Origin of the sequence: Bradyrhizobium brasilense (assembly GCF_029714345.1) — a bacterium.
GTDB lineage: Bacteria > Pseudomonadota > Alphaproteobacteria > Rhizobiales > Xanthobacteraceae > Bradyrhizobium > Bradyrhizobium australafricanum.
Genome location: NZ_CP121669.1, coordinates 4,316,654 through 4,331,218, shown reverse-complemented (window position 1 = coordinate 4,331,218; position 14,565 = coordinate 4,316,654). Strand labels below are relative to the sequence as shown.

General features: G+C 66.0%; 15 protein-coding genes. 3 read left to right on the top strand and 12 right to left on the bottom strand.

The window, feature by feature from the left end:
- The first annotated feature begins 155 nt into the window (after positions 1 to 155).
- A complete protein-coding gene (locus QA635_RS20290; RefSeq protein ID WP_283071287.1) occupies positions 156 to 1,397 on the top strand; it encodes an MFS transporter in 1,242 nt (413 codons plus the stop codon).
- A gap of 173 nt (positions 1,398 to 1,570) precedes the next feature.
- Here QA635_RS20290 and QA635_RS20285 read toward each other — a convergent pair whose 3' ends face one another.
- Complete coding sequence (locus tag QA635_RS20285) at positions 1,571 to 2,827, bottom strand: adenylate/guanylate cyclase domain-containing protein (RefSeq protein ID WP_076834391.1); 1,257 nt, start codon at positions 2,825 to 2,827, stop codon at positions 1,571 to 1,573.
- A 175-nt stretch (positions 2,828 to 3,002) separates the two neighbouring features.
- On the opposite strand from QA635_RS20285, the gene QA635_RS20280 reads away from it, so the two are divergent.
- Complete coding sequence (locus QA635_RS20280; RefSeq protein ID WP_283071285.1) at positions 3,003 to 3,194, top strand: hypothetical protein; 192 nt, start codon at positions 3,003 to 3,005, stop codon at positions 3,192 to 3,194.
- Here QA635_RS20280 and QA635_RS20275 read toward each other — a convergent pair whose 3' ends face one another.
- Positions 3,195 to 4,073, bottom strand: coding sequence for a DMT family transporter (locus QA635_RS20275; protein ID WP_283071284.1), 879 nt, complete (start codon positions 4,071 to 4,073; stop codon positions 3,195 to 3,197).
- A 79-nt stretch (positions 4,074 to 4,152) separates the two neighbouring features.
- Between QA635_RS20275 and QA635_RS20270 the strand changes: the two genes are divergently transcribed.
- Complete coding sequence (locus QA635_RS20270; protein ID WP_283071283.1) at positions 4,153 to 4,971, top strand: helix-turn-helix domain-containing protein; 819 nt, start codon at positions 4,153 to 4,155, stop codon at positions 4,969 to 4,971.
- On the opposite strand, the gene QA635_RS20265 is transcribed toward QA635_RS20270, so the two are convergent.
- The 10 genes from QA635_RS20265 to QA635_RS20220 all read right to left on the bottom strand — a co-directional run bounded on the left by QA635_RS20265 (position 4,962) and on the right by QA635_RS20220 (position 14,540).
- Entirely contained in the window at positions 4,962 to 5,765 is an 804-nt protein-coding gene (locus tag QA635_RS20265; RefSeq protein ID WP_283071718.1) for an N-acyl homoserine lactonase family protein, read from the bottom strand. The genes QA635_RS20270 and QA635_RS20265 overlap by 10 nt on opposite strands.
- 149 nt (positions 5,766 to 5,914) lie before the next feature.
- Positions 5,915 to 6,871, bottom strand: coding sequence for a cation diffusion facilitator family transporter (locus QA635_RS20260; protein WP_283071282.1), 957 nt, complete (start codon positions 6,869 to 6,871; stop codon positions 5,915 to 5,917).
- 174 nt (positions 6,872 to 7,045) lie between these two features.
- Positions 7,046 to 9,301, bottom strand: coding sequence for a DNA topoisomerase IV subunit A (parC, locus tag QA635_RS20255; protein WP_283071281.1), 2,256 nt, complete (start codon positions 9,299 to 9,301; stop codon positions 7,046 to 7,048).
- Between the two features lie 72 nt (positions 9,302 to 9,373).
- On the bottom strand, positions 9,374 to 10,123 hold the full coding sequence (gene recO / locus QA635_RS20250; protein ID WP_283071279.1) for a DNA repair protein RecO: 750 nt from the start codon (positions 10,121 to 10,123) through the stop codon (positions 9,374 to 9,376).
- A 56-nt stretch (positions 10,124 to 10,179) separates the two neighbouring features.
- Positions 10,180 to 10,560 carry a hypothetical protein gene (locus QA635_RS20245; RefSeq protein WP_283071277.1) on the bottom strand — a complete coding sequence of 127 codons (381 nt, stop codon included), beginning with the start codon at positions 10,558 to 10,560 and terminating at the stop codon, positions 10,180 to 10,182.
- Between the two features lie 14 nt (positions 10,561 to 10,574).
- The gene (gene era / locus QA635_RS20240; RefSeq protein ID WP_283071275.1) at positions 10,575 to 11,498 is read right to left on the bottom strand and encodes a GTPase Era; all 924 of its coding nucleotides are present in this window, start codon (positions 11,496 to 11,498) and stop codon (positions 10,575 to 10,577) included.
- Positions 11,491 to 12,312 (bottom strand): ribonuclease III, encoded by an 822-nt coding sequence (gene rnc / locus QA635_RS20235; protein WP_225158903.1) that lies wholly within the window; start codon positions 12,310 to 12,312, stop codon positions 11,491 to 11,493. The genes era and rnc overlap by 8 nt, the downstream gene beginning before the upstream one ends.
- Positions 12,309 to 13,070, bottom strand: coding sequence for a signal peptidase I (gene lepB, locus QA635_RS20230; protein WP_028333840.1), 762 nt, complete (start codon positions 13,068 to 13,070; stop codon positions 12,309 to 12,311). The genes rnc and lepB overlap by 4 nt, the downstream gene beginning before the upstream one ends.
- A 283-nt stretch (positions 13,071 to 13,353) precedes the next feature.
- On the bottom strand, positions 13,354 to 13,770 hold the full coding sequence (acpS, locus tag QA635_RS20225) for a holo-ACP synthase (RefSeq protein WP_092078078.1): 417 nt from the start codon (positions 13,768 to 13,770) through the stop codon (positions 13,354 to 13,356).
- On the bottom strand, positions 13,767 to 14,540 hold the full coding sequence (locus QA635_RS20220) for a pyridoxine 5'-phosphate synthase (RefSeq protein ID WP_283071271.1): 774 nt from the start codon (positions 14,538 to 14,540) through the stop codon (positions 13,767 to 13,769). Before QA635_RS20220 ends, acpS begins: the two co-directional genes overlap by 4 nt.
- Positions 14,541 to 14,565 lie beyond the last annotated feature (25 nt).

The window sequence follows — 14,565 nt, the reverse complement described above, 5'->3', positions numbered from 1 at the left end:
GGCTCCGATGCGGCTGCTAAACCCCATCTCACTTCGACCAGAAAAGCCCGCCTCTCCGGCGGGCCCTTTTGTTTGGCGTTATCGGGAAACGGGTGGGATCGGGCTCCTTCCAACCACACACTATGGCCAGATTGAATGTCCCAAGGGATTCTGCCATGTCCGCCGATACGCCTCGCCTGCCGGCCACCTTCAACCGCCTGGCCTGGTCCAACCTTGCCGCGCAATCGGCCGAACAGATTGCGCTAGCGGCTGCGCCGATCGTCGCCGTGCTGCTGCTCGGCGTCGGCGAAGGCCAGACCGGCTTGTTGCAGACCGCGCTGACGCTGCCCTTCATCCTGTTTGCGATCCCCGCCGGCCTGCTCGCCGACCGCGTGTCGCGGCGCTGGGTGATGGCGGGCTCCGAAGCGCTGCGCGCGGCCGCGCTTGCCGCGATCCTGCTGCTATTGTGGCTCGGCCTGATGACGCTGCCGCTGCTCGCGCTGCTCGGCTTCATCGCGGTCTGCGGCACGGTCGCCTATAGCGTCGCTGCGCCGGCGCTGGTCCCTTCGCTGGTGGCGTCACAGCAATTGCCGGCGGCGAACGCCCGCATCGAGCTCGCGCGTACCGTCGCGTTCGCCAGCGGCCCCGCGCTCGGCGGCGTGCTGGTCGGCTGGGTCGGTGCCGCGCCCGCGTTCGGCTTCGCCGCAGCGCTGTCCGCGATCGCAGTCGTGCTGCTCGCCGGCATCTACGAGCCGGCGCGGCAGCCTGCCCCGCGCCGCCATCCGTTGCAGGACATCAAGGAAGGCGCGGCCTTCGTGATGCACCACGCCTTGCTGCGGCCGGTGTTCATCACCCAGTTCATCTTCAACACGGCGTCGTTCCTGCTGCTCGCCGTGTTCGTGCCCTATGCGGTGCGTCATCTCGGGCTCAGCGCGACCGGTGTCGGCACCACGCTTGCGATGTACGGCGTCGGCATGGTGGTCGGCGCGCTGTTCGCCACCCGCGTGATGAAGCGGCTGGCGTTCGGCACCGTGATCGGGCTCGGACCGGTCACCGGCTTTGTCGCCGCGGCCGTGATGGCGCTGACGACCTGGATTGCGACGCCGCTGCTCGCGGGCTTCAGCTTCTTCCTGCTCGGCGTCGGCCCGATCCTGTGGGTGATCTCGACCACCACGCTGCGGCAGTCGGTGACGCCGCCCTCGCTGCTCGGTCGCGTCTCGGCGATCAACATCATGAGCTACGGCGCCCGCCCGCTCGGCTCGGCGCTCGGCGCCATCGTCGGCGGCCTCTACGGCGCCGAAGCCTGCCTCTATCTCGCGGCCGCGATCTTCGCCGCCCAGGCGCTGGTGATCCTGATGTCGCCGGCGGTGTCGCTGACACGGCAGCCCGACATGGTCGGCGAACCCGCGCGGTGCTGAACGGGCTCTCCACCCACGTCATTGCGAGCCAACGGGTCGCGCGAATGCGCGCCCGATGACAGGCTCCACGAAGCAATCCATGTCTCCACTTGCGGAGGGATGGATTGCTTCGTCGCTTCAGCGCAAAATTGCTCTGCAATTTTGTCGCGAGCTCCTCGCAATGACGGGAAGGTCTAGCTCGCCAGGTACCGTTCGTATTTGCCGCCGACGACCTCGTCGGCTGCAATCGCCGGATCGAGCGTATAGAGATCCTGCGCATGGCCGATGCCGCGCAGCACGAAGCGGCCGGTGGAGACCAGATAGTTGCGGCCGGCGGCATCGAGCCCGGTGCGGAAATCGGTCGAGGTCAGCAATTCCCGATCGACCGAGGCGCACATCGACGCGATCCGGCTGACCTCGTTGACGGCCGGTCCGACCACCGTGAAATCCAGCCGGTCCTCGCTGCCGATATTGCCGTAGAACACCTGGCCGACATGGAGCCCGACATAGGCCGTGGTGGTCGGCCGGCCCTCGTTCTCGCGGCGATCGTTCAGCACGCGGATGTTATGCCGGAATCTGTGCTCGGCCCGCAGCGCCGCCCGCTTCGCGCCTGCCACGTTCTCGCCGGTGAACATCGCCAGCACGCCGTCGCCGATCAGCTTCAGCACCTCGCCGCCGGCGTCATGGATCGCGTCGATCGAGGCCTGCGCATAGTCGTTGAGGAACGGAATGATCTCGTCCGGGCCGATGCGCTCGCTGATCGCGGTCGAGCCGCGCACGTCGGAGTACCACAGCACGGCCTTGATCTTCTCGGTGATGCCGCGCTGCATGCGTCCACGCAGCACCTGCTCCGCGGTGTCACGGCCGAGATAGACCCGCCCCAGCGTGCGGGCGATCTCGACCTGGGCAGCCGATTTGATCGCGAGCCCGAGCACCGGCACCAGGTCGCGCAGCGCCGCCATATGGTTCTCGTCGAACCCGTCCGAGCGGCGGGTGGTGTAGTAGGAGTAGAAGCAGTCCATCTCGCCGATCGTGCCGGCCTCGCCGAAGCGATGCACGAAGGCGGCGAAATGCTTGTGGCCCTTCTCCGCCAGCTCGCCGATCATCGAGAAATCGTGCGAGGTGTCGGCGAGATCGATCACTATCTCGTCATGGCCGTTTTCGAGCATGTGATAGAAGGCCGACCGCCGCCAGGTCTGGCTGGCTTCGCCGGTGCTGGTCGAGCCGTATTCGAATATGTCGGCCTCGTTGCTCTCGCCGTCGTTCCAGCGGAAACCGCGTCCCTCGAAGATCGGATGCAGTGTATCGATGAAGACGATCGCCCGCGACAGCGGCATGCCCGCGGCCCGGCAGCGCTCGCAGAAACCGCGCAGCAGGTCGTTTTCCGGCAGGCCCGTCAGACCCTGGCGGACCAGCCAATTCATGAGGCGCAAACGGGGCGTCAGTTCCATAAGCTGGATTATGCCGGGCAATTGGTGCGGGAGGAAGGGCTGGTCGTCACGTGACAGATGCGGACGCCAATGCGGCATTGCAAGGCCGCCCGCCTCACCATTTCGCGCGGAACACGACCGCTGAATGGCGCCGATTCCGCTTCCTTTTGTCCGGCCCTTCGCGCACAAACAGCGCATGGACAACGACGCTGGCCCGCCAAACCCGATCCGACGCCTCATGCAATGGGCGATCACCCCGCCGCAATCCTATGGGGTCTATCTTGTCGGCCTTATCCTGGTGTTCGTCCTGTCGTTCTACGCCGGCACGCTGAAGCCGACGCACTCGCCTGCCCCGCCGGCGACCGCACCTGCCGCCCCGCGCGGCTGATCAGACCGATTTGGTTTCCGAGGTCGCGATCCAGATCCCGGCGAAGACCGCGATCAGGCCGACGACCAGATTGGCCGTGATCGGCTCGCCGACCAATTGCTTCGCAAGCAGCCCGGCGGCGATCGGATTGACCGTCATGGTGTTGGCGACGCGGGTCGGCGAGGCCCGCTCGAGCGCAAGCACCCACAGGATGAAAGCCAGCGCGCCGCCGGCTATGCCAAGATAGAGCCCCGCGATCCATTGCGACGTGCCGAACTCGCGCAGCGTCGCCAGGCTGCCAGTGAACGATCCCACCGCCACCAGCGCGGCCGCGCCGGCGCCCATGCCGACGGCAAGGAAACCGAGCGCGCTGGAGCGGCGGATGAACGGCCGCGACAGCACGTTGTAGAAGGCCATGCAGAGCACCGCGGCGGCCATGATCAGTTCGCCGCGCCATGCGCCCACTGGCGCTGCCGCCAGCCCGGATGCCAGCGCCGCCGCCACGCCGAGCACCGCGATCGAGACCCCGATCGATTTGCGCATCGTCAGCGGCTCGATGCCGAGCACGGCGCCGACCACCATGGTGGAGAGCGGCAAGGTCGCCAGCGCCAGGCTGGCGCGCGCCGCCGTCGTGTAGGACATCGCGAGATTGTAAAGCACGAAGAACACGCCGAAGAAGGCGACGCCGAGCGCCGCGACCGCCGGCAAGTCCGTGCGCCGCGGCCACTTCGCGCCGAGCAGGATCGCCGCCGGAAGCACGCAGAGAAAGCCGATCGCCCAGCGCAGGATCGCCAGTGTGATCGGGTCGGCATTGCCCGCCAGGTAACGGGTGATCGCCGCGGCGGTGCCGCCGAGGCAGCTCGAGACCAAGGCAATCGCAACGCCGATCCACTCGCCCATCCCGATCCCCATGCGTTTTCGGTTCGCTTGTGGCATCTTGCCCGGCGAGATCATTCCGGCAACTACTTCACAGGTATTCATGTCGCAGCAGCGCGATTTTTCGGCCAGTCTGCGCTGGTGGCGGCAGCGCAAGGGCCACTCGCAACTCGAGCTCGCCGGGCGCGCGGATATTTCCCAGCGCCATCTCAGCTTTCTCGAGCTCGGCCGCGCCGCACCGAGCCGCGACATGGTGATCCGGCTTGCCGCGGCGCTCGACGTGCCGTTGCGCCAGCAGAACGCGCTCTTGGTTGCGGCCGGCTTCGCGCCGGTCTGGCGGCAGACCGACCTCGCCGCGCCGGAGCTCGCCCAGATCCGCTACGCGCTCGATTTCATCCTGGCACAGCAGGAGCCCTTCCCGGCGGTCGTGGTTGACCGGCACTGGAATCTGCTGCTCGCCAATGCAGGCGCAAGCCAACTGGTGGAATTCCTGGTCGGGCCGCTGGCGCCAGGCACGGCGGTCAATCTCGCCGACGCACTGGTCGCGCCCGGCGTATTGCGCCCCTATCTCACCAACTGGACCGAGGTGGCCGGCTACTTCGTCCGCAGCGTCGAGGCCGATGCCGCCGCCGACGGCACCACCGCGACGGCGGAATTGCTCAAGCGGCTGCTGGCCTATGACGATGTCGAGGCCGCTTTGGCCGCGCCGACCGGGCCCGCATCCGGACCGGTGCTGCCGATGCTGTTCCGCAAGGGCGACATCGGCCTGCAGCTGTTCACCACGATCGCGACGCTGGGGACGCCGCAGGACGTCACGCTGCAGGAGCTGCGCATCGAAAGCTTCTTTCCGATGGACGAGGAGACCGCGCAGATCTTTCGAAACTGGTCGAAAGCGCGCGGTCCCAAAGCAGCTCAGTCGTAGAACTCCGGCGACAGCTTCAGCCCGTCGCGCTGCGCCTTGTCGTGGTTGATCCAGAGCTGCGCCTTGTCTTTCGTCAGCGTGTCGGCGATCTTCTGCATCGAAGCCACCGTCTGCTCCTTGCTGGCGTTCATGCTCGGCGCGCGCCGATTGTCCCAATTATCCCTGAAGTGAACGGCATCGCCGGTCAGCACGATCGCGCCGGTCTTCGGCAGCTTCACCAGCAGCGACTGGTGGCCGGGCGTGTGGCCCGGCGTCGACAGGATGGTGACGCTGCCGTCGCCGAACACGTCGCGGTCGCCTTCGAGCTTGGTCACGGGATGCTCGGGCTTGAAGCGCGGCGCGTTGTTGGCGCCGGGCCATTCATATTCCGCCTTCTGCACATACAGCATCGCGGCCGGGAACAGCTCGACATTGCCGATGTGATCGGGATGGGTGTGCGACACGGCGATCGCCTTGATGTCCGACGGCTTGACGCCGAGCTGGTCGAGCTGCGCGGCGAGCGTCTTCGGCCGACGCCAGGTGACCGCCTTGGGATCGGCCGGCGCAAGGCCGTTCGGCATCGCCGCCACCGCGTCGGGAATCCCGGTGTCCCACAGGAACCAGCCCTGGGCATGCTTGATCAGGTAGCAATTGTCCACGAAGTCCATCGACTTGCCTTCATTGACGCCGGGCGACCAGCGTGAAATGTCGCCGGCAACGCCTTCGCCGCAGTTGAGGATGTAGAGCTTCTCGACGCCCGACTTCGCCGGCTCGGCGTCCGCATGCGGCAGCGCGCCCACGGCGAAGAACAACATTGCAAGACCGATTGCCTTCTTCACGTCGCCCTCCGTTGATCACGCCGGCCGTTCGCGCGGTCGCAATGTGCCGTGTCGTCGCCGCCTGCGGAAGACGTGGACGTGGGCCGAGCGATCAATTGAATGCGAGTGGATCGCGGCTGCCTAGGCTAGACCATCTCCGCCGGCGCCAGCCGGCAGGTCTCGCTGCTGATCTCGACCTGCAGCGTCGCGTGGTGGATGCTGAAGCGCTCCGAGAGCTCGGCGCAGACGTGATGCAGGAAGACATCATCGTGTCCGCCGGGCCGCACCAGATGCGCGGTCAGCGCGGTCTCGCTGGTGCTCATCGCCCAGATGTGCAGGTCGTGCACCTCGGTGACGCCTTCGAGCGCGGCGAGATAATCCCGCACCTGCTTGAGATCGATCCCCCTCGGCACCGCGTCGAGCGCGAGGTTGACGCTGTCGCGGGCGAGCTCCCAGCCGCTCAGCAGCACCACCACGGCGATGACCAGGCTGATCGCCGGATCGAGCCACTGCCAGCCGGTCGCCATGATCAGCAGCGCGGCGATCACGACGCCGAGCGAAACGCCGGCATCCGCCGCCATGTGCAGATAGGCACCGCGGACATTGAGATCGCTGTCGCGGCCGCGCATGAACAGCAGCGCGGTGCCGCCATTGATCAGGATGCCGAGCGCCGCGACCCAGACCACGGTCCAGCTTGCGACCTCCGCCGGCTCGCGCAAGCGGTTGATGGCCTCGACCGCGATGCCGCCGACCGCGATCAGGAGCAACCCGGCATTGAACAGCGCCGCCAGGATCGAGGCGCGACGGTAGCCATAGGTGTGGGTATCGGTCGGCCGCCTGCCGGCGAGCCATGCCCCGCCCCAGGCCAGCAGCAGCGCGATGACGTCGGAGAGATTGTGAACCGCGTCGGAGACCAGCGCCAGCGAGTTGGCGGAATAGCCGAAGATCAACTCCGCGACGACGAAAGCGGTGTTCAGCGACGCGCCGACCGCAAAGGCGGTGCCGAAACTGTCGGGCGCGTGGCTGTGCCCGGCATGGGAATGCCCGGCGTGGGCATGTCCGTGAGAATGACCGCTGTGATCGTGGTCGTGATTGTGCGCCATGGCAACCGTCGCCCGATGTCGTCGGCGACGGTTATAGCGCGGTGAAATGTGGATACTATCACACCGCGCGGATCGAAGGCGTAGCCCCGGATGGAGCGAAGCGCAATCCGGGATCGTTGTCCAATGCGACAGCGGCCCCGGATTTCGCTGCGCTCCATCCGGGCTACAACACCGCTACTCCACGCCGCGATTGAACTTGTTTGACTTCGGCAGGCCGTGGGCGAGCCGGCCGGCGTCGGCGCGGTTGCCGCGCCAGTCGGCCAGTTCCTTCATGGTCATGCTGTGCTCGCGGCCGGCGGAATCCTTCCAGCTCAAGCCGGCCTTGGCGTCGAACACCGCAACGTCAGACAGCGACGCGCTGGTGTATTTCTGCAGGCGCACGCCGCGGCCGCGCGTCATCTCCGGCACCTGGTCGAGACCGAACAGCACCATCTTGTGGTTGGTGCCGATCACCGCAACGGTGTCGCCGTTCACGGTCGTGATCGCGCGGGCCTCGTTCGGCATCTCGACGTTGAGCACCTGCTTGCCCTTGCGGGTGTTGCCGACGCAGTCCTCTTCCTTGACGATGAAGCCCTGCCCTTCGCTGCTCGCGATCAGGAACTTGCGCTCGCCCTTGTTGACGAACAGCGAGATGATCGCGGCGTCCTGCTCGAGGTCGATGAACATGCGGATCGGCTCGCCATGGCCGCGGCCGCCAGGCAGCTTTGCCACGTCGAGCGAGTAGAACTTGCCGTTGGTCGCGAACAGCAACAGCTTCGAGGTGGTCTCGGCAAAGAACGAATGCTCGAGCTTGTCGTCGGTCTTGAAGGCAAGGCCGGAGAGATCCTCGACATGGCCCTTCAGCGTCCGCACCCAGCCCTTCTCTGATATCACGACGGTGCACGGCTCGCGCTCGACCAGCGCTTCCTCGATCGCGGCGAGGTCATGCTCGGGCGCATCGGCGAAGGTGGTGCGTCGCTTGCCGAGCGGCGTCTTCGGTCCGAAGATGTCGCGGACCTTGCGCACCTGATCGCTGACCTTGGCCCATTGCTCGGTCTCGGAAGCGAGCAGGCCCTCGATGCCCTTCAGCTCCTTGCGAAGATCCTTGTCCTCGGTGCGAATCTCCATCTCCTCCAGGCGGCGCAGATTGCGCAGGCGCATGTTGAGGATGGCATCGGCCTGGATCTCTGACAGCTTGAAGGTCTTCATCAAGACCGGCTTCGGCTCGTCCTCGGTCCGGATGATCTTGATCACCTTGTCGAGGTTCAGATAGGCGACGAGGTGGCCGCCCAGCACTTCCAGGCGGTGCTCGATCTGGGTCTTGCGGAATTTGGTCCGCCGGACCAGCACGTCGCGCAGATGGTCGAGCCATTCGCGCAGGCACTCGGCAAGGCCGACCACCTTGGGGATGCGGCCCTTGATCAGCACGTTGAGGTTCAGCGAGATCTTGCTTTCCAGCTCGGTCAGCCGGAACAGCGACTCCATCATCAGCGCCGGATCGACGGTGCGCGATTTCGGCTCGATCACGAGCCGGACGTCCTCGGCCGACTCGTCACGGACGTCGGCAACCAGCGGCAGCTTCTTCTCGTTGATGAGCTCGGCGATCTTCTCGACGATCCGCGACTTCTGCACCAGCCACGGGATCTCGGTGACGACGACCACCCAGGTGCCGCGGGCGCCCTCCTCCTGGGTCCAGCGCGAACGGGTGCGGAACGAGCCGCGCCCCGTGGTGTAGGCCTCGACGATCGCTTCCTTGGAATCGACCACGATGCCGCCGGTCGGGAAGTCCGGGCCCTTGACCCATTTCAGCAGCGCCTTCGATTTGGCGTCGGGCTTTTCGATCAGATGCAGCGCGGCGTCGCAGAGCTCGGCGGCGTTGTGCGGCGGGATCGAGGTCGCCATGCCGACCGCGATGCCCTGCGCGCCGTTGGCGAGCAGGTTCGGGAAGCCGCCCGGCAGCACCACCGGCTCTTTCGACTGGCCGTCATAGTTGAGACGAAACTCGACGCCGTCCTCGTCGATGCCTTCGAGCAAGAGGCGCGCGACCTCGGTCATGCGCGCTTCGGTGTAGCGGTAGGCGGCCGGGTTGTCGCCGTCGATATTGCCGAAATTGCCCTGGCCGTCGACCAGCGGGTAGCGCGAGGAGAAATCCTGCGCCAGGCGCACCATGGCGTCATAGATCGCCTGGTCGCCATGCGGATGGAACGAGCCCATCACGTCGCCGACGATCTTGGCCGACTTCTTGAATGCGGCGCGCGGGTCGAGCCCGAGCAGGTCCATGCCGTAGAGGATGCGCCGGTGCACCGGCTTCAGCCCGTCGCGGGCATCAGGCAGCGCGCGGTGCATGATGGTCGAGAGCGCATAGGCGAGATAGCGCTCCTCGAGCGCATCACGCAGCGGCACCTCGTGAATTTCGGCCGGCTCTTCCGGCGGTATCTGTCGTTTTCCCATGGGGAGGCGTTAAACCTTGGCGCTGAATCGGGCAAGCCGCGAATCAGCGGGAATTTAAGGCCCGAATCGGCCTTACGGAACCGCGCTCCGGCCCCGCCGCCTCGTCACGGCGTTGATAAATCCGGCGCGGGCGTCGGAATGGCCCTGGCCGCGGGGCTCCAGCACGTGGCGGAGCAAGAACAGGCCGGTGATCTGGAAGCCGTCGAGCAGGTCCTGGTCCGACCAGCTGTTGGCGCCGCCCTCGCCTTCGCGCAGGAACGCCGGCAGCGGCAACAGCCGGTCGCGCCACGGCTCGCCGGCGGCGCGCGACACCGCGCCGCCGGATTTCGGCGACACGTAGATCAGGTCGGTGGTCTCCCCGCTGGCCGCGCAGTTTTCCAGGTCGAGCCCGAAGCCGAGCTCGGTCAGCATGGCGAGCTCGAACCGGATCAGATGCACGGCGGCAACGCCTGCGTCCTCGAAATCGTCGAGCGTCCCCTCCAGCATCTCGTAGATGTCCTCATGCGGATCGCGCTCGGGCAGCAGCCGGGCCAGCGCCGCCAGATGCGTGACACCATAGACCGCATGCGACGAGCCGAGCAGCGTCGCCGCGCGCAGCCGCGTGCCTTCCAGCGCATACATGCCGAGATGCTCGTCGAGCCGCGCCCGCCACACCGCGGTGACGCTGTTGCCGGGCTGCAGCAGCGGCCGCATCCGCGAGCTGGCGCCGCCGCGCACCAGGCCGAGATGGCGGCCGTGCTCGCGCGTCAGCAGCTCGACAATGGCGGAGGATTCGCCATGCCGCCGCACGCCCAGCACGATGCCTTCGTCGGTCCATTCCATGTGCGGAGTCTAGCAGGATTCCGCGGATGAACGCAGCTTTCCGCACGCGTCATTCGCTACGCGTTGAACCAGCCCCGCGCGTCGCCGGTGAAGGAATAATACAGCCCGGCCGTGGTCAGGATGCACGACACCACCTCGATGGCGCTGTCGATCTCCATGCCCCTTGCACCGATGACCTGCAGCAGGGACATCACCGACAACACGAGCACCGCGAGCAGCGCCCAGCGCGGCCAGTTCTTGCGGTGCTGCGCGGCAAGCCGGACGAAATACATCAGGAGCAGGATCATGCAGCCGGCCGTCAGGGTCTCACCCATGATCACCTGCTCGGTCTTCAAAGCGGTCGGCGTGCGGTCCTGGAACGCCACCGACAGCGCATCCAGCGTCAGCGACATATAGAGCAGAACCTCAAACCACAGCACGTTTCTGGGCACGTTCATGCAAGCGTCGACTCTTATTCCTTGGGGAATTCCAGTCCCATTTCCTTGTAGCGGTCGGGATCGTCACCCCAGTTCTCGCGCACCTTGACGAACAGGAACAGATGCACGGGGACGCCCATGATCTCGGCGATCTCGGCACGCGCCTGCGCGCCGATCGACTTGATGGTGGCGCCGCCCTTGCCGAGCACGATCTTGCGCTGGCTCTCGCGCTCGACAAAAATCGTCTGCTCGATGCGGATCGACTTGTCCTTGCGGTCGGTCCAGCTGTCGGTCTCGACCGTCGACTGGTACGGCAGTTCCTGATGCAGATGGCTGTAGATCTTCTCGCGCGTGATCTCGGCCGCCAGATGCCGCATCGGCGCATCCGACATCTGGTCCTCGGGATAGAGGAACGGCCCCGCCGGCACCAGCTTGGCGAGCGTCTGGCGCAAATCAGCAACGCCGTCGCCGGATAGCGCCGAAATCATGAAGGTGTGCTCGAAGCGCATCCGCTCGTTGGCGGCCTGCGCCAGCGCCAGCAGCTTCTCGCGCTGCACGAGATCGACCTTGTTCAGCACCAGGATCTTCGGATGCGCGACGGTGTCGAGCTTGGTCAGGATCGCGTTGGCCTCTTCGTCGAGGCCCGACTTCGCATCGAGCAGCACGCAGACGAGATCGGCGTCGTGCGCGCCGCTCCAGGCGGTCGACACCATGGCGCGGTCAAGCCGGCGCCGCGGCGCGAAGATGCCGGGCGTGTCGACCAGGATAATCTGCGCGTTGCCCTCGATCACGATGCCGCGGATCAGTGCGCGCGTGGTCTGCACCTTGCGCGAAACGATCGTGACCTTGGAGCCCACCAGCGCATTGACCAGCGTCGACTTGCCGACATTGGGCGCACCGATCAGCGCGACGAAGCCACAGCGCGTCGCGTCCCCTTGCCCTTTGGCCTCGTCAGTCATTGGTGCCGACGCCTTCGCGCTCGATCATCGCGGATGCCGCCGCCTTCTCGGCCGCGCGCTTGTTACCGCCGAGGCCCTCGGCGGAGGCCAGGCCCGGCAGGTCGACCGCAACGCGGAATTGTGGATCGTGATGCGGGCCGGTGCGTTCGACCTCGCGATAGACCGGCGTCGGCAGCCCCTTGCCCTGTGCCCATTCCTGCAACACGGTCTTGGGATCGCGCAGCGGCCGGCGCAGCTTGTGCATCCGTTCGGTCCAGTTGCGCTCGACGAACTGGCGTGCGGCATCATAGCCGCCGTCGAGAAAGATCGCCCCGATCACCGCTTCGCAGATATCGCCGAGCACGGACTTGCGCAGCCGGGCGCCCTCGACCGCCTTCACCATGCCGAGCTTGATGTCCTCGAGCAGCCCGAGCGCCTTGGCGACGTCGGCGCAGCTCTCCTTGCGCACGAGGTCGGCGAGCCGCTTCGACAATTCGCCCTCGTCGGCCTTGGGGAACGACCGGAACAGCATGTCCGATACGATCAGCCCGAGCACGTGGTCGCCGAGGAACTCCAGCCGCTGGTAGCTATCGGCGCGGTTGCGGGTGGCGGGCTTCAGCGCGGACACGTGGGTGAACGCAGTGGTCAGCAGCGCGGGATCCTGGAACGTGTACCCGATCCGCGCCTCGGTGCCCGCGATCGCGGCCTTCTCCTCAGCGGCCTTGACCGCCTTGCTGCGCCGCTTCTTCGGCGCGGCTGTGCTGTCGGCGGCAGGCGTCTGGCTCGGCTCGCCGGTCGGCGCAGGATCGTTGATGGATGCGGTATCGTCGTTCATCGCACGATAGAGAATAGGCGATTCCACCGCACGGCAAGCGGCCAGCGCCAGATCATCCAGGCCTGCTCGCCCTCGGCGATCGAGAAGAAGATCATCTGGGCTCGCCCGATGATGTTCTCGAACGGCACGTAGCCGACCTGCGACAGGAAGCGGCTGTCGGTGGAGTTGTCGCGGTTGTCGCCCATCATGAAGAAATGCCCGGGCGGAACGGTGTAGACGATGGTGTTGTCCATGTAGCTGTTGTCGGTGCAGTCGAGCGTTTCATAGCTGACGCCGTTCGGCAGCGTCTCCTTCCAGCGCTTGACGCGGGCGGTCGCATCCGCCGAGCCGCAGGGATCCTCGCCGACAAAGTCGCTCAGCCGCTCCCGCTTGATCGGCTCATCGTTGATGTAGAGCAGCCCGCTCTTGACCTCGATGCGGTCGCCGGGCAGCCCGATGACGCGCTTGATGTAGTCGGTGGAGTCATCCCGCGGCAGCCGAAACACCACGATGTCACCGCGGTTCGGCTCCGAACCGAAGATGCGGCCCGAGAAAATGTTCGGCGAGAACGGGATCGAATAGTGGCTGTAGCCATAGGAATATTTCGAGACGAACAGGTAGTCGCCGACCAGGAGCGTCGCCTTCATCGACCCGGAGGGGATGTTGAACGGCTGGAACAGGAAGGTGCGGATGACGAGCGCGATCAGAAGAGCATGGATGACGACGCGGATGGTCTCGCCCAAGCCGCTTTCAGATTTGGTCCCGGTGGTCACGCTCATTGCTTTCCCAATTCCCGTGGACTGATGTCCACGCGGTGGCAGAACGTTCTCTTCGCGCGAAGCGTTCGGCCTTCGCGTGAGGAAAATGGCCTTGATTCTGATCTTGAGGGCAAATTCCGGCCTAAACCCGGAATCAGCGTCTCGCTCGATATAACCCTGCGGCGTTTTAGACGGTTGTTCGCAGGGGCGCAATCAATCGCCGCCTCAAAACTTCGCAATTCATTGAAATATCAATGATTTTTTAGTTTGCTGAAGTTTTCCGGCAGAATCCGGCACCGCGGGATCATCTGGCGGGGGCAACCGCCGAAATTATGACGAAGGCCTGGGCCAACGGCCAATCGTCGGTGATCGAAAGGTCGATCTGCGCCTGCATGCCCTCGGGCGTCAGTTCCTGCAGCCGGGCCAGCGCCCCGCCGGTCAGCCGCATCGTCGGCCGCCCGCCCGGCAGGTTCACGACGCCCATGTCCTTCCACCACACCCCGCGCCGGATACCGGTGCCGAGCGCCTTGGAGCAGGCTTCCTTGGCGGCGAAGCGCTTGGCGTAGGTTGCGACCACCATCTTCTCGTTGTTGGCGCGGCGCATCGCCTTCGCGCGCTCGGCGTCGGTGAAGATGCGATCGAGGAATCGCTCGCCATGGCGCTCGATCACCTTGGCCACCCGGGTGATGTCGATCAGGTCGGAGCCGATGCCGATGATCATGCGCTGACGCCACCCTGCGCCCTGGCGCGGCCGCGGTCCATCGCCGCACGCATCTCACGCACCGTTCCGGCGATGCCGACGAACAGCGCCTCGCCCATCATGAAATAACCGATGTTCAACTCCCGGATTTCGGGTAGCGCGGAAATCGTCTCCGCGGTGTCATAGTCGAGCCCGTGACCGGCATGGACCTCGAGCCCGGCCGCCTGCGCGAGCCTGGCGCCGGCAACGATGCGCTTCCATTCGGCCTCCGCCTTGTCCTTGTGGCCGTCGACCACGGCGTCGCACCAGCCGCCGGTGTGGATCTCGATCACGGGCGCCTTCAGCTTCGCGGCCATCTCGATCTGCCTGGGATCGGCGGCAATGAACAGCGAGACGCGGATGCCGGCGTCATTGAGCCGCGCGATGAACGGCGCCAGCGCGTTGTGCTGGCCGACGACGTCGAGGCCGCCTTCGGTGGTGAGCTCCTGGCGCCGTTCCGGCACCAGGCAAACCGCGTGCGGCTTGGTGGCGAGCGAGATCCGCAACATGTCGTCGGTCGCCGCCATCTCGAAATTCAACGGCTTAGAGATCTCGGCCTTGAGCCGCGCCATGTCCTCATCGCGGATGTGGCGGCGATCCTCGCGCAAATGCGCGGTGATGCCGTCGGCGCCGGCCGCGATCGCGGCAAGCGCCAGCCGCACCGGATCGGGCCGCGCTCCGGCCCGGGCGTTGCGCAGAGTGGCGACGTGATCAACATTGATACCGAGACGCAGCGGCGGAGTTTTGGACATCTCTTTGACCTGCAATCTAGCCCGT